Origin of the sequence: Clostridium sp. BNL1100 (assembly GCF_000244875.1) — a bacterium.
Lineage (GTDB): Bacteria > Bacillota > Clostridia > Acetivibrionales > DSM-1351 > Ruminiclostridium.
Genome location: NC_016791.1, coordinates 4382749 through 4402956, shown reverse-complemented (window position 1 = coordinate 4402956; position 20208 = coordinate 4382749). Strand labels below are relative to the sequence as shown.

Annotated in this window: 16 protein-coding genes; 11 read left to right on the top strand and 5 right to left on the bottom strand. The window is 37.7% G+C overall.

Annotated elements, in window-relative coordinates; all coding sequences use genetic code 11:
• Nucleotides 1-15 precede the first annotated feature (15 nt).
• The gene (locus CLO1100_RS18985; RefSeq protein WP_014315392.1) at nucleotides 16-1158 is read left to right on the top strand and encodes a universal stress protein; all 1143 of its coding nucleotides are present in this window, start codon (nucleotides 16-18) and stop codon (nucleotides 1156-1158) included.
• A 53-nt stretch (nucleotides 1159-1211) separates the two neighbouring features.
• Here CLO1100_RS18985 and kdpC read toward each other — a convergent pair whose 3' ends face one another.
• Genes kdpC through kdpA form a run of 3 tightly spaced genes read right to left on the bottom strand, consistent with a single transcriptional unit; the run spans nucleotide 1212 to nucleotide 5584 of the window.
• Nucleotides 1212-1811 carry a potassium-transporting ATPase subunit KdpC gene (gene kdpC, locus CLO1100_RS18980; RefSeq protein ID WP_014315391.1) on the bottom strand — a complete coding sequence of 200 codons (600 nt, stop codon included), beginning with the start codon at nucleotides 1809-1811 and terminating at the stop codon, nucleotides 1212-1214.
• 19 nt (nucleotides 1812-1830) lie between these two features.
• On the bottom strand, nucleotides 1831-3891 hold the full coding sequence (kdpB, locus tag CLO1100_RS18975) for a potassium-transporting ATPase subunit KdpB (protein ID WP_014315390.1): 2061 nt from the start codon (nucleotides 3889-3891) through the stop codon (nucleotides 1831-1833).
• 13 nt (nucleotides 3892-3904) lie between these two features.
• Nucleotides 3905-5584 carry a potassium-transporting ATPase subunit KdpA gene (gene kdpA / locus CLO1100_RS18970; RefSeq protein ID WP_014315389.1) on the bottom strand — a complete coding sequence of 560 codons (1680 nt, stop codon included), beginning with the start codon at nucleotides 5582-5584 and terminating at the stop codon, nucleotides 3905-3907.
• 267 nt (nucleotides 5585-5851) lie between these two features.
• Here kdpA and CLO1100_RS18965 point away from each other — a divergent pair, with 267 nt between their 5' ends.
• Nucleotides 5852-7699 carry an ATP-binding protein gene (locus CLO1100_RS18965; protein WP_014315388.1) on the top strand — a complete coding sequence of 616 codons (1848 nt, stop codon included), beginning with the start codon at nucleotides 5852-5854 and terminating at the stop codon, nucleotides 7697-7699.
• Nucleotides 7700-8287, top strand: coding sequence for a response regulator (locus CLO1100_RS18960; protein WP_014315387.1), 588 nt, complete (start codon nucleotides 7700-7702; stop codon nucleotides 8285-8287).
• Between the two features lie 220 nt (nucleotides 8288-8507).
• On the opposite strand, the gene CLO1100_RS18950 is transcribed toward CLO1100_RS18960, so the two are convergent.
• Nucleotides 8508-8882 (bottom strand): MerR family transcriptional regulator, encoded by a 375-nt coding sequence (locus CLO1100_RS18950; RefSeq protein WP_014315385.1) that lies wholly within the window; start codon nucleotides 8880-8882, stop codon nucleotides 8508-8510.
• A gap of 186 nt (nucleotides 8883-9068) precedes the next feature.
• On the opposite strand from CLO1100_RS18950, the gene CLO1100_RS18945 reads away from it, so the two are divergent.
• The 7 genes from CLO1100_RS18945 (at nucleotide 9069) to metA (ending at nucleotide 18124) form a co-directional block, all read left to right on the top strand.
• Nucleotides 9069-10244: an iron-containing alcohol dehydrogenase gene (locus CLO1100_RS18945; RefSeq protein WP_014315384.1), complete on the top strand. Its 1176-nt coding sequence runs from the start codon at nucleotides 9069-9071 to the stop codon at nucleotides 10242-10244.
• 152 nt (nucleotides 10245-10396) lie between these two features.
• Nucleotides 10397-11965: a spore germination protein gene (locus tag CLO1100_RS18940; RefSeq protein WP_041700336.1), complete on the top strand. Its 1569-nt coding sequence runs from the start codon at nucleotides 10397-10399 to the stop codon at nucleotides 11963-11965.
• Nucleotides 11962-13113: a Ger(x)C family spore germination protein gene (locus tag CLO1100_RS18935; RefSeq protein ID WP_014315382.1), complete on the top strand. Its 1152-nt coding sequence runs from the start codon at nucleotides 11962-11964 to the stop codon at nucleotides 13111-13113. Before CLO1100_RS18940 ends, CLO1100_RS18935 begins: the two co-directional genes overlap by 4 nt.
• A 224-nt stretch (nucleotides 13114-13337) precedes the next feature.
• Nucleotides 13338-14429, top strand: coding sequence for an endospore germination permease (locus CLO1100_RS18925; RefSeq protein ID WP_014315380.1), 1092 nt, complete (start codon nucleotides 13338-13340; stop codon nucleotides 14427-14429).
• A 70-nt stretch (nucleotides 14430-14499) separates the two neighbouring features.
• Nucleotides 14500-15555, top strand: a complete 1056-nt coding sequence (locus tag CLO1100_RS18920; RefSeq protein ID WP_014315379.1) for a hypothetical protein — start codon at nucleotides 14500-14502, stop codon at nucleotides 15553-15555.
• Between the two features lie 266 nt (nucleotides 15556-15821).
• Nucleotides 15822-17102 (top strand): O-acetylhomoserine aminocarboxypropyltransferase/cysteine synthase family protein, encoded by a 1281-nt coding sequence (locus CLO1100_RS18915; RefSeq protein WP_014315378.1) that lies wholly within the window; start codon nucleotides 15822-15824, stop codon nucleotides 17100-17102.
• Nucleotides 17103-17203: 101 nt separating this feature from the next.
• Nucleotides 17204-18124: a homoserine O-succinyltransferase gene (gene metA / locus CLO1100_RS18910; protein WP_014315377.1), complete on the top strand. Its 921-nt coding sequence runs from the start codon at nucleotides 17204-17206 to the stop codon at nucleotides 18122-18124.
• Between the two features lie 198 nt (nucleotides 18125-18322).
• Here metA and CLO1100_RS18905 read toward each other — a convergent pair whose 3' ends face one another.
• A complete protein-coding gene (locus tag CLO1100_RS18905; protein WP_014315376.1) occupies nucleotides 18323-19102 on the bottom strand; it encodes a DUF6062 family protein in 780 nt (259 codons plus the stop codon).
• A 209-nt stretch (nucleotides 19103-19311) separates the two neighbouring features.
• On the opposite strand from CLO1100_RS18905, the gene CLO1100_RS18900 reads away from it, so the two are divergent.
• Complete coding sequence (locus CLO1100_RS18900; protein WP_014315375.1) at nucleotides 19312-20199, top strand: DNA glycosylase; 888 nt, start codon at nucleotides 19312-19314, stop codon at nucleotides 20197-20199.
• Nucleotides 20200-20208 lie beyond the last annotated feature (9 nt).

Below are 20208 nucleotides of genomic sequence, written 5' to 3'. Positions count from 1 at the left end.
GGATACATTTTTAGCATGAGTGAAGAATTTAAGCGTATTACTCCTGAAGAAGCATTAAAGCAATGTAATCACGAATACAGGGGTAAGCTGAAAATATTTATTGGTTATGCACCGGGAGTCGGTAAAACCTACTCTATGCTCAATGAAGGCAACAGAAGGGCAAAGAGGGGAAAGGATATTGTCATCGGCTATGTTGAATCTCATCAAAGAGAAGAAACCGACCGGCAAATCGGACAACTTGAAATAATACCTAGAAAGAAGATCGAATATAATGGCGTAGTTATGGAAGAAATGGATACAGATTCCATAATAGCAAGGAGACCACAGATAGTGCTGGTTGATGAACTTGCGCATACTAATGTCCCCGGTTCAAAAAACCAAAAGCGTTATGAGGATGTAGAAGAAATTCTTTGTCGCGGGATCAATGTAATAGCAACCCTAAATATTCAGCACATGGAAAGCCTTAACGATGTGGTAAGGCAGATAACCGGCATAGCCGTAAGGGAGACTATTCCCGACTATATTGTAGAAAAAGCTGACGAAGTCGTTGTTGTTGACATAACTCCCGATGCCCTTCAAAACAGGCTTAAAAGAGGAAATGTATATAATCTGGAAAAGGTACCTCAGGCCCTGAAAAACTTTTTTAGAAAAGGAAACCTGAATGCTCTCAGGGAATTGGCTCTGCGTCAGACAGCCGAAGAGGTGGACGAAGAACTCGAAGAGTACATGAAGGAGCATGGTATAAAAGATAACTGGCGGATTGTTGAAAGGGTAATGGTATGTATCGGTTCGAGTCCTTCTGCAAAGAAACTTATACGCAGAGGGGCTAGAATAGCCAGAAGGTACAAGTGTGAATGGCTGGTGGTTAGTGTAGATTGTACAAATACCTTTGCCCCAAAAACCACGCCCAAACAGCTTGAAATGCTTGAAAATTACCATAAGCTTGCAAGACAGCTTGGAGCAGAGGTTGAGAGACTAAAAGGCAAAAGTGTATCCGGCGAGCTTGCCAAGTTTGCACATGAAAGGCATATAACTCAGATAATTATAGGTCATTCCAGAAGGACAAAGCTTCAAACATTTTTACGGGGCTCAACGGTTACAAAATTGTTAAAACAGACAAAGAATATAGAAGTTCATGTAATTCCCAACGATTTATAGTACACAGACAAAAACTGCCCGGAAGATTGTATATCCACGGACAGTTTTTTATATTACTTTATTTTCTCTGATATCTCAATATTTGCTTTAAGAACGTTGAACCTCGGTTCACCGAATATGCCAAGAGTCCTTCCGGTAGTATACTTCTCTACAATTTTCTCCAAATCACTTATACTAATACCTGTGGCTTTTGAAATTGCAGGTATCTGAATTCTGGCTGCTTCGGGACTTATATCCGGGTCAAGACCTGAGCCGGAGCTTGTCAACAAATCGGTGGGAATATCCTCCTTTCTTACTTCCGGGTTGGCCTTTAAAAAGGCATCGATATCCTTTTTTACACGTTTTACAAGTTCAGGGTTGGACGGTGCAAGATTGGCGGACCCTGAACCAGGCCCGGAATAAGCAGTTTTATCCTTTGAATTATAAGTATTGTAGTTAACTGCGGAAATTCTTCCGTGAAAAAATCTTGAATCGGTAAAACTCTGGCCCAGCAGCTCGGAACCAATCTGCTTACCGTTGTTTTCCATGATACTGCCGTTTGCCTCATGGTGGAATAGCAGCTGACTTATCCCGGTCATAGCAAGCGGATATACTAATCCACAAATTATAAATAAAGCAATAGTTATTGTTACAGCTCGTAAAAGTAATTTCATAAAGTACCTCCTTGACACATTAACCCAAATTTAAAGCTTTCAGAATAGGACTTATTAAAACATCTATCAATTTAATTCCTATAAAGGGTACTGCCATCCCGCCTAATCCGTAAATCAGCATATTTTTAGCAAGCATAGCTTCAGCACTCATAGGCTTATATTTAACACCCCTCATGGCGATAGGAATTAGTGCAGGTATAATAACGGCATTAAATATCAGTGCCGACAGAATTGCACTATTGGGAGTGGAAAGCCCCATTACATTCAATACTCTCATTTGTGGTATTGATAATGTAAACATAGCCGGAATAATTGCAAAATATTTTGCAACATCATTTGCAATGCTGAAGGTTGTTAATGAACCGCGGGTAATAAGGAGTTGCTTCCCGATTTCCACAACTTCAATAATCTTTGTGGGGTCAGAATCCAGGTCCACCATGTTGGCGGCTTCCTTTGCGGCTACAGTACCGCTGTTCATGGCAAGACCAACATCAGCCTGTGCCAGAGCAGGGGCATCGTTTGTTCCGTCACCGGTCATTGCCACAAGCCTTCCCAGAGCCTGCTCACGCTTAATTACGTCTATTTTGTCCTCCGGCTTACATTCTGCTATAAAGTCATCAACTCCGGCTTCTTTTGCAATTGTTTCCGCAGTAAGGGGATTATCCCCGGTACACATAATTGTTTTTATCCCGATTTGACGCAAACGCTGGAACCTGTCAACAAGGCCGGGCTTAACAGTATCTTTCAGGTATATGACTCCTATTATCTCCTTGTCAACACATACAACAAGAGGAGTTCCCCCAAGTTTTGAAATTTTATCAACGTTTGGCTGAAGGTCCTCAGGCACAGTTCCTCCAAGCTCCGAAATGTACTTCTGGATAGTATCTGAAGCACCTTTTCTTACCGGGGTTCCATTGGGCAGATTTAGACCACTCATCCGTGTCTGACTTGTAAATTCTATATTTTCGGCTTTATCGTACTCTGATTTGTCAATATTGATTCCCTGTTTAGCTGCCAATTCAACAACAGAACGGCCTTCCGGAGTGTCATCCTTCAAGGAGGCAATTACAGCAAACCTTGCAATGTTTTCCTGGGTGAACTTGCCTACAGGAATAAACTCCGCCGCCAGCCTGTTTCCATAGGTAATAGTTCCGGTTTTATCGAGTATCATTGTGTCCACGTCTCCACAGGCTTCAACGGCTTTTCCTGACATAGCAATAACGTTGAAACGTGTTACCCTGTCCATGCCGGCAATGCCAATGGCTGATAAAAGACCTCCTATGGTGGTAGGTATCAGGCAGACAAGCAAGGCAATTAGAGACGAAACGGAGATTGTTACACCCGCATAATGAGCCATTGGGTAGAGTGTTATAACTACAATCAAAAAAATTACGGTAAGGCTTATTAGAATTGTTGATAAGGCTATTTCGTTGGGCGTCTTCTGCCTTGAAGCACCTTCTACAAGGCTAATCATCTTATCAAGAAAGGATTCTCCGGGGGTCGCTGTTATTTTGATTTTAAGCCAGTCGCTGGTTACTTTAGTTCCGCCTGTTACAGAGCTAAAGTCGCCTCCTGCTTCCTTAAGAACGGGAGCAGATTCCCCTGTAATGGCCGATTCATCAACGAATGCTAGGCCTTCCACAACCTCACCGTCATTTGGAATGATATCCCCGGGTTCGCATAAAACGATATCTCCTTTTTTTATTTCATTGGAGCTTAAAATTTTAATGCTGCCGCTTTTGTCTACAAGCTTTGCTTTGGTATCCTTCTTAGTTTTCTTCATACTATCAGCCTGAGCTTTCCCTCTGCCCTCGGCAACCGCCTCGGCAAAGTTAGCAAAAAGCAGGGTTATAAATAAGATTCCAGAAACTATTCCGTTATACAAGGAATTTCCATTTTTCTCAAGTAGGTTTGGAAAGACAGTCAGAACCAAAGTAATAATAAATCCAACTTCTACTACAAACATGACCGGGTTTTTTACCATATCTTTAGGATTAAGCTTTTTAAATGAATCCTTTACTGCATTTTTTAAAATGTCCTTAGTTATCCAACTTTTTTTCTTTTTTAAATTCTCATTCATAAACTCCATCCTCCTACTTTCCCAACGTTAGTTGCTCGGCTATAGGGCCTAAAGCCAGTGCCGGAAAAAATGTCAATGCTCCTACAATAAGTACTACAGCCACAAGAATAAAAGCAAAAATAGTTTTATCTGTTCTGAAAGTACCGATTCCGGCGGGTATAAGCCTTTTTGAGGCCAGAGAACCTGCAACTGCAAGTAATATAATAATTGATAGATAACGACCTGCAGACATGACAATGGCTGTTAGAATGTTCCAAAATGGTGTATTATCCACCAGACCTTCAAACCCTGAACCATTGTTAGCTGCTGATGACGTAAACTCATAAAGAACCTGCGATAATCCGTGAAATCCCGGGTTGGTTATTGCCGACAGTCCCTGATGTGAAATAAGTGATATTGCAGTAGGCATAAGGATTATAAAAGGATGAATAAGAATGGCTATAGCAATTAATTTCATCTCCCGGCCTTCTATTTTCTTTCCCAGAAATTCCGGAGTTCTTCCTACCATTAACCCGGAAAGGAAAACAGCTAATATCGCATACATAATAATATTCATAAAGCCAACGCCTTCACCGCCGAACACAACATTAAGCATCATTTGGAACAGTGGTACCAGTCCCCCCAGCGGTGTAAGAGAGTCGTGCATGTTGTTAACTGAACCTGTGGTAAATGCTGTAGTTACGGTAGTAAAAAGTGAGGATTGGCCTATTCCAAACCTTACCTCTTTTCCTTCCATATTACCCATTGACTGGGAGAGACCTGCATCAGCAAGAATCGGATTACCTCCTGCTTCAGAAAAATAGCATACCGGTAAAGATATCAGAAATAAAACCAACATTGCGGCAAATAATACCCACGCCTGCTTTTTGTTTTTGAGCATTATACCAAAGGCATAAACGAGTGATGCGGGAATTAACATCATAGATATAATTTCAATCAAATTGGAAAAAGGAGTCGGGTTTTCAAAGGGATGTGCGGAATTTGCCCCGAAGAATCCGCCTCCGTTTGTACCTAAATGCTTAATGGATTCCATACTGGCAACCGGGCCAAGGGGAATATCCTGATAACTTCCCTGCAAGGTAGTTATAGTTTTAGTTCCCACTAATGTCTGTGGTACGCCCTGCCATACAAGAATCAATGTTACTATAATTGAAAGGGGCAAAAGAACTCTCGTAATGACACGTACCATATCTACGAAAAAATTACCGACAGTTTCCGACTTGCCTGTAATACCACGAATAAATGCAGCTGCAACTGAAAACCCGGATGCAGCTGATGTGAACATTAAAAAGGTGACCGCTGCCATTTGAGTAAAGTAAGTCATTCCCCATTCTCCGCTGTAATGCTGGAGGTTGGTATTTGTAATGAAACTAATGGCAGTATTAAGAGCAAGCAGCGGATTCATGCTTTTATTTCCGCTAGGATTCAGTACAAGAGCTCCCTGAAGCCTGAAAAGTATATACACAAGTAATACCATTATCAAATTTGTTGCAACAAGGGAAACAGCGTACTGCTTCCAGTTCATTTCAGACTTTTTAATCCCCGTAAGCTTGTATATTACTCCGTCAATCCTGTCAAAGCATGGATCTATAAAGGATTTCTCACCTGATATAACCTTGGAAAGATACTTTCCCATAGGTATAACCAGAACCATAAGTATACCCAGTGTTATTAATATTTGAATAATTTCCAAAGAATTAACCCCCCTAAAATTAAAATTTCTTCCGGTTTCCATATTCTGATGTCTGTTAGATTATAATTCTAAAAGGCTGTATTACTAAAGCTTGAGAATTTTCAATTCAGTCTTTTGCTCACACCTTTAGGGGGGATGAAATTAGTTTATCACACTTACTCGAAGCATTATCTCGTATTTTTAATATAAAGCTATAGTATGGTTTGTTGATAAAAAACAGCCCAGACAATATACTAAATACAAGATATTTAAATCAGGGGATAAATAATGATTAAGACACTTAAAGGTAAGGTTTCGCTATTATATTTAAGTCTCGTTATACTTATTGCTGTAGTGGGGATAACTGCTTCAGTGAATTTGTTTAGGTTAAGCAGAGCCATTGATGGCCTGATGATATCCAACTATAAGAGTATAAATGCTACCAATATGATGATGGAAGCTATAGAACGGCAGGACAGCGCAGCGTTATTATATATAAATGTTGATACCCAAAAGGGCAAAGAGCTTTTTACAAACAATAGTGAAGTGTTTTTTAAATGGTACAATGTAGATTCCAATAATATTACTGAAAAAGGGGAAAAAGACATAGTAAATGCCATTAAGGCATCCTACACAAGATATATGAAGTTTTTCCTTGATTTAGAAGAAATACACAGTCAACAGGGTATATCAAAAGCAAATGAATTTTTTAATACCCAAATGAGCAAAGAGTTTAACAATACTAAAAACGAGCTTAGACAACTGAGCGTTCTAAATGAAAAGTCAATGTTTAAAAGCAAGGCTGAAGCTACTAAAAATGCTCAGGATTCAATGTACCTTGTCCTTGGAATATCTACCGTGGCTTTTATAGGAGGATTTGCAGTATCAAGGTATTTTACGGATAGATTTTTAAAACCCATAACCCTTTTGACTCAGACAATGAAAATGGTAAAAGCCGGGGACCTTAATCAGGAGGCAGATATATTTGTAAAAGATGAAATCGGTGAGCTTTCGGCAGAATTTAATAACATGACTAAACGGCTGCAGCAATATGAACAGAGCACCATGGGAGACCTACTTGCAGAAAAAAACAAGTCTGTGGCAATTGTTAAATGTATTTCTGACCCCCTGGTGTTTCTTGACACTGAGTACAGGATAATTTTACTGAATGATGCATTTGAAAAGATATTCAATGTCAGCGAGGAAATACTCACAAACAAGCATTTCCTTGAAGGAATAAGAAATGGAGAGATATTTGATTTTATTTCAGACACCTTTAGGTCCGGGAGTGAGACGGAGCAAAAAATATTTGCGGTGAAAGCAAACAGGGAGGATTACTATTTTAATATTATTGTTACAACCGTCAAAGATAATAATGCCAATCTTTCAGGAATAATAGCAGTCTTTCAGAATGTAACTCATCTAAAAGAACTTGAAAAAATAAGAACTGATTTTATTGCCACAATATCTCATGAATTTAAGACACCTTTAACATCTATTGTCATGGGAACGGATATATTGTCTGATGAAGGAATGGGGCATTTGAATGATGACCAGAAGCAAATTATCAAGGCCATACGTGAAGATAGTGACAGGCTTACAAAGCTTGTGAATGATTTGCTTGAATTAACAAGAATTGAGTCAGGAAAAGCAATATTTAAAATTAAGGAATATGCAATTGACGATATTATCGAATGTGCCATAAAACCATTTTATCAAATTGCAGAGCAACAGGATAAAACACTTTATTTTAAATGTAAAGAAGATATGCCTTACGTTGTAGCAGATTTTGAAAAAATAACCTGGGTCTTGAATAACCTGATTTCAAATGCATTAAAGTATACCAATGCTGGAGATGAAATAAGCGTAACAGCCAGTGTAGATAAGAATAATATGATGTGCGTCACCGTTAAAGACACAGGACTGGGTATTCCGGAGGAATACATCGATAATATATTTGAAAAGTTTGTACAGGTAAAGGATGCTGATTTTGAGGTAAGAGGAACAGGATTGGGGCTTGCAGTAGTAAGAGAAATAATTGAGGCACACCATGGAAGGATATGGTGCGAGAGCCGTCTTGACGTTGGAAGCAGTTTCGGCTTTACACTGAACATAGCAGGAAGGAACAAATATTAAATGAAGAAAGTTCTTGTAGTTGATGATACAAAGAATATTAGGATGATATTAACAAAGTGCCTTGAACTTGAAGGATATGAGGTTTTGACTGCAAGTGACGGAACACAGGCTCTGGAGTTATTTACCACCCACACCTTTGATTTGGCCTTCCTTGATATAAAACTACCGGGGGTAAGAGGAACTGAGGTTTTAAAGAGGATAAGGGAAAACGGTATAAAGACACCTGTAATAATTATCACAGCATATGCAACCGTAAAGAATGCCGTGGACTGTACCAATTTAGGTGCCGTTGCATATGTACAGAAACCGTTTTCAGCAGACAAAATAAGAAATGTACTAATGGAATTTGAAAACTCCCATTTGAATAATAAGAATGAAGAGAATTTAGAAAATTTTATTTTAAGGGCAAAGGCTTTTCTTGATGCTAACAACTATGAAAAATCACTGGAATTGGCCCAAAGAGCCCTTGGAAAGGATATTGAAAATCCGGAGGTATATTTGCTGATAAGCAGGGCTTATAGAGGACTCGGGAATGAAAAGAGTGCAGAGAGGTTTTATCAGTTTTATAAGACTTTTACGGAAAATTAAAAAAAATAAAAGAGAAAGGTGAAAAAAATGAATTGCAGACATTTTGAAAAGGCAAAACTAATAAAACGAGTAAAGGGTGTTCAAGGCTATTGCAATTTGCATAAAATAGATATCTTGAACTATCATAAAATAAACTATTCTCCGTATTTTAAATGTAAAAGTAAAAACGGTAAAAGTTATGAGGGTTGTTCGGGTGAAATTATTGATTAATTTCACCCTTCTATTTACCCAAATACTCCTCATACTGGGAAGTGAAATACTCTATTTTATGAGTAACTTTTTTCAAATGGTTATTCATTTCCTCAATTTGACTTTTAACGGTCTTTTTATGCTCTATGAGCATATCACAACGCTGCTTCAGAGTTCCCTTTCCTTGAGTGCTCAGTGCGACAAATTCTCTGATCTGTTTAATGGACATTCCGGTATTCTTGAGACAGCAGATAAGACCAAGCCATTCGAGGTCTTCTTCCGAATACCGACGTATTCCGCTTTCACTTCTGGATACATTAGGAAGCAGTCCTTCTCTTTCATAATAGCGTAAAACATGGGCTTTTAAATTTGTCTTTTCAGATACTTGCTTTATAGAATAGTCCATTAAATATCCTCCTGTATATTAAAATTACTATTGACTTAAAGTTTACGTTAAGGTTTACAATTTTATTATACTTAAAATATTAGGCTTCATCAACATCCTAATTGAAGATGGGGCCAAATAATTAAGGTAAAAAATAAGTATAATAATACTTGGAAAATTAATAGTAAGTGAGAAAGGAAAATGACTATGCTAAACTTTGATATGCATCTACCCACACGTATTGTATTTGGTAAGGACACCCAAAAAATGATAGGCAGTTTAATTAAACCATATACCCAAAAAGCACTTTTACATTATGGCGGAAATAGTATCAAGAAAAGCGGACTATACGATCAGGTGGTTGCTTCCCTGAAGGAAAATAACATAGAATTTGTTGAACTGGGCGGTGTAGTTCCCAATCCACGGTTGTCTTTAGCTGAGGAAGGGGCCGAACTTTGTAAAAAAGAAGGCGTAGACCTGATACTTGCAGTAGGCGGAGGAAGTGTAATAGACTCTGCAAAGGCGATAGCGCTAGGCGCATGCAATGATGATATATGGAAGTTTTATGAAGAGGGCGGTGAAATTAAAGCTGCTCTAACCGTTGCCACAATTCTGACAATACCAGCAGCAGGAAGTGAATCCAGCCCGCATACAGTAATTACCAACGAAGAAAAACAGATTAAAAAGGGATATGGCAGTAATTATCTTAAACCTGTTCTTAGTATAGTAAATCCGGAATTGTTTTTTACACTTCCAAAAAATCAAATTGCTAATGGCGTAGCTGATATGATGAGCCATATTTTTGAGAGATATTTCACAAATACCACTCATACAGACCTTACAGACGGCTTGTGTGAAACAACTCTTAAAACCATTATGAAAAATGCATTAATAGTTTCACAAAACCCTGAAAATTATGATGCATGGTGTCAGGTTGGTTTTGGAGGTACTATAGCACACAATGACATACTGGGTCTAGGAAGGGCTCAGGATTGGGCTTGTCATGATATGGAACATGAACTGAGTGCCATATATGATATTGCACATGGTGCGGGTCTAGCAATATTAACTCCTGCATGGATGCAGTATGTTTATAAGACAAACATTAATATGTTTGTACAGTTCGCTGTTAACGTAATGGGCGTAGAAGGCAGCTATCGTGACCCTGATGCCATAGTAATGGAAGGAATCGCAAGACTCCGTGAATTTTATAAAAAAATGGGTCTCCCGGCAACTCTCACAGAAATCGGTATAGAGGAAAGCAAATATGAGCTTATGGCCCAAAAAGCGACCGGTGAGGCATATGGTAGAGAACATTCAATCGGAGGCCTCAAAAAACTTTACTGGCAGGATGTACTTGAAATATATAAGCTTGCAAAGTAAAAAACGTGAAATAAACCCTGAAAGGCTGATTATTCTAGCTTTTTAGGGTTTTATTTTATCTATATGAAAAATTTATAAAATTTGTTTAATTTATCACTAAATTGCAAATAACTAAAATTGTTATTTTAGAAAATTTGATCGGTGATGATGTTATGTATAAAAAAGGCTCGAAAAAGTATAAGATGAACCATCCTGAAGATAGTGCTGAGCAAGCCGGAACTTCTCCTCAAGCAAAAAATTTGACGGTATCTTTGGAGGAGAACATATCACTGTTTAAAAACATATTTAAGGATGATCAGACCCTTATAACAAGGGAATTTCAGAATAAATCTGTTAAGGAAGCCAAGTGCTGTATTGTTTATATATCGGGAATGATTAATACAGAGGTTGTAAATGAAAATATCATTCAGCCTGTTTTACGCAATAATCTTGCTGAAGATATTAATGTTAATAATCTGTTGGAGGCCCTAAAGGAAAACGTCATTGTATCAAACAATGTAAAAATTGAGACAGATATCAATAAGATGGTGAGCTCTATAATTAAAGGGGATACCCTTTTTATTTTGGAGGGATATGATAAAGGTCTGGTCATTGGGTCCAAGGGCTGGGAAAAAAGGTCAATTGAGGAGCCTGAATCCTCAAAGGTTGTGCGTGGCCCCAGAGAGGGTTTTACGGAATCACTGACGGTAAACCTTTCGTTGGTACGTAGAAAAATCCAAAATCCTGATTTGAAGTTCAAATTCAGGGAATTGGGAGAAAGAACGCATACATCCATCTGTATATGCTATGTGGAAGGTTTGGCAATAGAAGAAGTATTAACTGAACTTGACCAACGTTTAAATAAAATAAAGATTGACGGAATCTTGGATTCAGGTTATATTCAGGAGCTTATTAAGGATGCTCCCTATTCGCCTTTTGAGACTGTAGGAGCATATGAGAGGCCGGATGTTGTAGCGTCTAAACTTCTTGAAGGGCGAGTTGCTTTATTTGTAGACGGAAGCCCGTTTGTATTAACAATGCCATTTACTGGCGGGGAGAATTTTCAGGCCAGTGAAGACTATTACAATAACTATATTTTCGCAAACATAAATCGTTTAATAAGAGGCTTTACAGCGGTAACTTCCACTACTATACCGGCAATATTTTTAGCTCTTGTGACATTTCATCAGGAGATGCTTCCGACTCCGTTGCTGGTAAGCATTTCTTCTTCCAGACAGGGTGTTCCATTTCCGACATCTCTTTCATTGTTCATTATGCTATTTATATTTGATATTTTAAGGGAAGTAGGTACAAGAATGCCCGGGCCTGTAGGTCAGGCAGTAAACATTGTAGGGACACTGGTTTTAGGGCAGGCTGCAGTTCAGGCAAAACTGGTCAGTGCTCCGGTAATCATAATTACCGCACTTACGGGAATTACAACATTAATAAACATGAACATAATTGGTTCCACTATTGTATTTCGTACTTTTTATTTGCTGGGAGCGTCATTCCTAGGTATATACGGATTACTGATGTGTATTATTGTCATGTACCTTCACATGATGAGTATTCGCTCTTTTGGTATTCCATACATGATGGGTAGTACCCGGGCTAAAAACCATGACGGACAAGATGCTTGGATTCGTGCACCCTGGTGGGATATGACCCTAAGACCCAAAATCTTTTCAAAGGATTTGACAAGACAAGTCTCAAATAAAAACAATGGAAATAAAAATAAATGAAAAAACTTAAATTTGTTATTATGGCAAGCATTATTTTTATAAATTTAATTATTACTGCCGGATGCTGGAACTACAGAGAATTAGACAAGCTCGCAATAGTTGCGGGAGCAGCTATAGATAAAGATTCTGACGGACTATACATCGTAACTGCTGAAATTGTACAGGTAGGTGGCGGAGTTGAAACAAAATCAACGCCAAAACTGGTATCAATGAACGGAAAAACCGTATTGGATGCCATTAGAAACGGAATATCAACAACCGGAAAGAAACTTTACTGGAGCCATTGTAAAGTGGTAATTTTAAGCAAAGACGTGGCAGAGGAAGGAATTACAAAGTTTATTGATGTTTTCGTTCGGGATGCTGAAATAAGGGATGACGTAAATATATTATACTCACAACAGGATACGGCGAAAGAAATATTTGAGGGAGAGGAAATAACCGAGAGCATAAAGTCTTTTGCGCTGGAAGATATAATAAAAAATCAAAATAGCCTTAGCAAAGCCCCCAAAATGGATATATTAAATTTTAGTATAGAAAGGCAGACTAAAGGTATTTCAACTGTAATTCCCACTGTACATCTTGAGGAAATAAACGGCAGTATAGTTCCTAAGGTAATAGGCACAGCGATTATAAAAAATGATAAAATTGCCGGCGAGTTAAGCGGGGATGAAACAAAATTTCTCCTATTTATAAGAGACCAGTTAAAGGGAGGAGTTCTGGTTGAACAAAAGGGAGAAAATATATCGGCTCCTGTTTCCCTTGAAATATTCGGCAACAAAACAAAAGTAAAACCGGTTGTCGAGGCAGGTAAGCTTAAATTTAGAATAGACATCAAAACAAGTGTGGGAGTTGATGAAGTTGAAGGGAATGAGAACTTTATAGAGGAAAAAGCTGTAAGTGAACTGGAGGCCGGAGCTTCAGAATCAACAAAAGAAAATATAACCGGTTTGATTAAGAAAATCCAATCGGAATATGGTGCAGATGTGTTTAAGTTTGGCGAGAAGCTTAGGGAAAATAATATAAAGGAATGGAATAGGGTATCAGACAAATGGGATGACGTTTTTAGAGATTTAGAGGTAGATGTTAATGTTAAAGTACGTATAAAAAACAGCTCTATTTTAGTGAAAACATTAAAAAAAGGTGGCTAAAGCATTGATAACTTTTGTAGTAATCGGTTATACATTATTGGTTATATTTGATTTTATTCCGTTATATAAGAAGAAATTATGGCATGACTTCTGGCTCAATAGTTTCTTAGGGTTACTATCTTTTATCATAGCCGCTTTAATATCCTTTAATGTTAAAATACCGAGTCCAGCTAAGCCTATAGAGACTTTGATTACTTCAATATTCGGAAAGTAGGTTTTTTGAAATGGGAAGAGAGCAAATATCAGATAAAGAAGCAATAATCACGCTAATTATATTTATTATCGGCAGCACTATGATTATAGGAACAGGTGGAGATGCTCAAAATGATGCATGGATTTCGGGCGTATTAGGAACTGTATTCTTTATTCCGCTTCTTTTTATATTTTCAAGATTGTTGGCACTTTTTCCGGGAAAGGATTTGTTTGAAATTTTCAGTATTTTATTTGGAAAAATAGCTGGTAAAATTTTATCCGCCATATACATATGGTACACCTTTCATCTGGGAGCACTTGTACTGCGGAATTTTGGGGAGTTCATCAAAGTAGTAGCTTTGCCTGAAACCCCTATGTTTATTTCCTTGTTTTGTCTGGGACTGGTGTGTATAGCTGCAGTTTATCTTGGGGTTGAGGTTATGAGCAGGACTGCATCTATTTTTGTACCGTTGATTATTTTTATTGTAGTGGTTGTATTGATATTAGGAATACCCCAGCTTCACCTAAATTACATTAAACCTGTTCTCGGGAATGGATTGGCCCCGGTGATGAGAGGATCGTTTATAAGTTTTTCCTTTCCCATGGCTGAGACTGTCGTCTTCCTTTTCATTTTTAATTCTCTTCAGACCAAAAAATCACCAAAAAAGGTTTACTTATGGGGAACCTTTATTGCATCATTTATGATTATCATAGTAACAATGAGGAATATCGCAGTACTAGGGAATCTGGCAGGCAGCTTCTATTTTCCTTCTTATGAAGCTGTCAGCAGAATCAGGGTTGGTGATTTTTTACAAGGGGTGGAGGTTACGGTATCCTTTGTATTCATAATAGGCATTTTTGTGAAAACTTCAGTATGTTTATTGGGAGCTTGTAAAGGAATCAGTCAAATGTTCAACTTAAAGGATTACAAGTCAATTGTTATTCAAATAGGACTACTGATGATTTATTTTTCATATTTTGTTTATCACAATATAATTGAAATGAATTACTGGGTCCTCAAAGTTTATCCGTACTATGCATTCCCAATGCAGGTGATAATACCGGTTATTACTTGGATTATTGCGGAGATAAAACAATCGAGACAACCTCTTGCTAATAAGTGAAAAAAGGCATATATTGACTAGATTTTAACACAATGCTATTATTTGGATATAAAAACCTAGGAGGTTGGATATGAAAAAGATATTAGCATTTGTATTAAGTGTTTGTCTTGTATTATCTGTATTTGCTGTTCCCATAACGGCTGCATCAGCAAAACTGACATCTTCAGAGCTTAACATCATAAAGGCATATCAAAAAACCCTTGAAACAAAAAATCTACAGTATATCAATAGTTACAAGTATAGCGGTGTTACCTACAAAATGCTGAACATACCAAACGGCTCAACAGCAAAGATACTTACTCCGCAGTATTCAAAGGGCTACGATTCAAAACAGAAGTTGAATACCGCTAACCTGAAAGGCTTGCTGGTAATTAGCAGTAAGACTACATTAAGTGTTTCTAATATCAGCGGTGGTGTTTATCTCAAAACAAAAAACAAGAAGACATACGCCTATAATGCAGTAGCAACAACAACAAAGGCAATTCAGGTAAAGAGTCTTACAAGTAGTCAGAAAACTGAAGTTAAGAAACATTTAAGCTCCATATACGGAGAAAAGACCGCAAACAATCTTATTAATCCGTCAACAGTTCTCGGAACTATTAATAACCCGGTTCCATTGAACCAAAAATATACTTGGAGTGAAACAAAGGACTTCCTAAGTGACAAAATATCTGCTACCTTCTCAATGACTGTTAAAAGTTTTAAAAAGGTGACACTGGATGAACTGGAACAAATGGGAATCACTGCGAAGGATAGGGCTGACCATGAGTATGCTGTAATAGATGTTCTATGGGAAGTTCAAAACGCTCAGCTTACAAAGGTTAAAGGAGAAGGATCAGCTTATCTTAGTGTCGGTTGGGATCCCTACATATGGGGAATAAAAACCTCTGACAATGCATCAATAATAGGGACTATGGATTATGGCTTTGATGGAAGTCTGGATGATGCTATGGATGAAGCTACAGAATTTAGAAAAGTAACTCCCGGTATAACAGAATCATTTACTGCGGAAGGTAAAGTCATAATTGACCTGTATAAGAATAAAACAAACTATCTCGTTATGCAGAATGAACAGGTACGAGATATAGATTATGACGGAAGCTTTATATATTTTAAATTGCAGTAAAATAAGTAAAATAATTTAAGAGTAGAAGGAATACTTCACAAAAGAGGTATTCCTTTTTTTATACTTAAAAGTTATTGATATAATGCTTGACGTACAAAAAACAAAATTCGGGCATTTAAAATAAATATAATATATAATTCGTATAAATATAAATAAAATAATTTTAAATTTTATAAAAAAGGTATTGACTAAAATATAATTTGGTTTTATTATATTAATATAATAAAACCTATAAACTTACTAGCATATAAAGGGGGATACCATATATGAGCAGAAAACTCAGTTTTGACACATTACAGGTTCACGCAGGACAGGAAGTAGATCCGACCACAAGGTCAAGGGCAGTGCCTATATACCAGACAACATCCTATGTATTCAAAGATTCAGATAATGCAGCAGATTTATTCGGATTAAGGGAATCCGGTAATGTTTACACAAGAATGATGAACCCTACAACCGACGTATTTGAAAAAAGGATTGCAGCACTTGAAGGCGGTAGCGGGGCACTTGCGGTTGCATCAGGATCAGCGGCAATAACATATTCTGTATTAAATGTTGCCGGAGTCGGAGACGAGATAGTAGCTGCCAACACCCTGTATGGAGGAACTTATAACCTTTTTGCGGCAACCTTTCCAAGATATGGAGTAAAAACAACCTTTGTAGATCCTGATAACATCCAGAACTTTGAAGACGCTATTACTGACAAAACAAAAGCACTATACATTGAATCAATAGGTAACCCAAATGCAAATCTAATTGATATTCAAGCTGTAGCAGACATTGCACATAAGCATGGTATCCCCCTTATAGTTGATAACACCTTTGGCTCACCATATCTGGTAAGGCCTATAGATTTCGGAGCAGACGTAGTTGTACATTCTGCAACAAAATTCATAGGAGGACACGGAACTTCTATTGGTGGAGTAATCATTGACGGAGGTAAATTTGACTATTCTGCTGGAGATAAATTCCCCGGTTTTACAACACCTGATGCAAGCTACCACGGGGTTGTATTCAGTCAGTTAGGCGGGGTGGCATTTATAACAAAAGCCAGAGTTCAGCTGCTTAGAGACACAGGCGCAGCTATCAGCCCCTTTAATTCCTTCTTATTTATACAGGGACTGGAGACACTATCTCTAAGGGTGGAAAGACATGTAAGCAATTCTAAAAAGATAGCGGAATATCTTGAAAAACACTCCTTGGTGGAGAAAGTAAATTACCCAAGCCTGAAAGGAAATAAATACTTTGAACTCGCACAAAAATATTTTCCAAAGGGTTCAGGATCAATATTTACTTTTGAAATAAAAGGAGGCCTTGAAGCTGCAAAGAAATTTATAGACAACTTGGAAATATTCTCATTACTTGCAAATGTCGCAGATGCTAAATCTCTGGTAATACATCCTGCAAGCACTACTCATTCCCAGCTTTCGGAAGATGAACTTTTAAAATCAGGAATAACGCCCGGAACAATTAGACTTTCTATAGGTATTGAAGATTCGGATGATCTTATATATGACATAGAACAGGCACTTGAGAAGAGCAGGTAAAAAACCTATATTGACTGGCTGTTGACTTTTCCTTATTGAATAATATAATTTATACTATGCACTTTTTTTACATTTTATTTATTTAATAGATGGAGGTCAATATGCCAATCAGAATCCCTGACAATCTACCTGCGGTGGAAACCCTGAATAGTGAGAACATATTTGTCATGTCTGAGGACAGGGCATACCATCAGGATATAAGACCGCTTAAAATTGCAATTTTAAATATAATGCCGACTAAAATAACCACGGAGACGCAGCTGCTCAGACTTCTTGGAAACACACCTCTTCAGGTGGAAATTGTACTGCTGCATCCCGCATCCCATATGTCAAAAAATACTCCTGAGGAACACCTTGAAACTTTTTATAAAACCTTTGACGAGATACAAGGAGAGCATTTTGACGGACTGATTATCACAGGAGCGCCTGTTGAACAAATGCCCTTTGAAGACGTAAATTACTGGGAAGAGCTTGAACGGATAATGGATTGGAGTAAGAAAAACGTATACTCTACACTGCACATATGCTGGGGCGCACAGGCAGGTCTGTATTATCACTACGGCGTAGCAAAACGTGATTTGCCTAAGAAAATGTTTGGTGTATTTGAACACACTAAAATAAAGGAGCATGTCAAACTACTCAGAGGCTTTGACGATGTGTTTTTTGTACCCCATTCCAGACATACGGAGATTACTCATGAGGATGTAGCAAAGATTGACAAACTGGAAATACTGGCTGAATCCAAAGAAGCAGGGGTATATCTGGTAGCATCAAAAGATGGACGTCACATATTTGCTACAGGACATTCTGAATATGATCCCTACACACTCAAATTTGAGTACGAGAGAGATGTAGAAAGGGATATGGATATAGAGGTTCCAAAAAACTACTTCCCCGGGGATGATCCAACAAAGGAGCCTATCGTAAGATGGCGAGGCCATGGAAACCTTTTATTTTTAAATTGGCTCAACTATTATGTATATCAGGAAACACCTTACGATTTAACTAGCATAGGAAAGTAATAAAAATGAATTAAATAAATACCTTGAGCACCTGAAAGGGTGATAAATCATAACCTTTTTGACGGGCATAGCATGTTACGACTCGATAACTGTGCCAGGGGGAGGGCCGGTACAGGATTGGTGGTAGTCACTTGGTGCTCAAGGCTAGATAGACATTTGTCTATCTACTTTACATAATATTATTTTTTATATAAAATGTTACTGTTTTAAATTGCAATTTCCTCTTATTTTTTGAATGCTTCTTAAAACAGCATCCTTTGAGTTTCCCCAAGGTGCGTCGTTATACCTGTAGTCAAATTTCTTTGTAAACCAATCAACTTCCTTTTCTACTCTATCGAGGTTGGAGATTTGCATTTCCATGAGCTTTTTAGTAAATATAGCTGTCTCGCTTGTATTAAGATATTTCTTTGTTGATACAAGCAATTGTTTAAGGTGTTTCAGACAAAAACCTTTTTTAGAATCAAAGACTTCCCTGAAATCAGGCTCCCGGAAATACAAATAAAAAATAACATCTATATATCTGTCCATTGTGTGTTCAAGCTTACTGCATATTGAACAGCTGTGTTCTATCTTATCAAGCTCGCCTACAAGCTCCTGCACCAACTTGTCCGTTTCCGTCTGCTTTGATGAAATTTTATTTGATATATTCTTCATAAGCCCAGCATTAGCATCCTTTTTTAGTGAGCCAACACGTTGTTCAAATATGTTTTGAAACTTTTTGTTTTTTTCCTGCATAAAAGTATCAATCATGAGGGCAAGGCCAAGGCGGTTAGCCTGACTATTGAACATAGCCTCAAAATGGTCTTTGCAAAACCCTTTTTCATTTGTTTCCTGTCTCATATCAGGTTCCATCAGGGATGGTCCAAGAGCATATTCTATACACTCATTCTCCAGCTTATTTTCCAAAACGCAAAGGGGACACTCGCAGTCCTCTGCAAAAGCATCTGACACAGGTATTGTATATATTTTCTCCTTCATTGTAACCTCCGCTATAATATGAAAAGTGAAATACACCATATTTTCAAATTATATCATTGAAACAATGCGCTTTAAAGAAATATTTCTCCCACACATAACCATTGATATTCCGGGTTGTAATTAATATTCTTAATATAATGTCTTTATGGATATAACATATTGTTTTGCCGATCATATGACGGGTACTATTGTAATGGGGAGGAATGAAAATGGAATATAAAGGCTATACACTTGAAACCGCAGATGGAAACCTTTACGTAAAGAATGTTAAGGACTTCAATTTAACGCACATATTCGACTGCGGACAGTGTTTCAGATGGATAAGACAGGAGGACGGAAGCTATAGAGGAATAGCGGGAGGTCGGCTGGTAAATGTAAGCTATAATAACGAGATTCTATGTATAACCAACTCCAGAGAGCAGGATTTTATAGACATTTGGTATGAATATTTTGACCTTGGTACTAATTATTCAAAAATCAAAACTATCCTTGAGCAGGATGAAATAATGAAAGAAGCAATAAAAACAGGCTGGGGTATACGTCTTCTAAAACAGGATTTCTGGGAAATACTAATCTCATTTATAATATCTGCAAATAACATGATACCAAGAATAATGAAAACAGTAGACACTCTTTCTGTTTTAAAAGGCAAGTGTATTGACCCGCAACTGAACGCATACAGCTTTCCGGATGTTGAAACACTTTCAAATATGTCATTGGAGGATATACAGCAGTGTAAGGCAGGATTCAGATGCAAATATATTCACAAGACATCTGCCTTGATGGCACAAGGTATTTTAACAGAAGAAAATTTAAGGGGCATGGACACAGCTATGGCACGTAAGGAGCTAATGAAGCTTCCCGGTGTTGGGCCCAAGGTTGCCGATTGTATATTGCTTTTCAGCGGATTGAAATATGATGTTTTTCCAATTGACGTTTGGGTGAAACGTGTCATGGAGGAACTGTATCTTAAAAAGGAATCAGGTCTCAAAGAAATACAGCAATTTGCCTCAAAGCAGTTCGGAAACCTTACAGGGTACGCCCAACAGTATTTATTTTATCATGCAAGGTTAAATAAAATAGGTATGTCGAAATAAAAACATTTG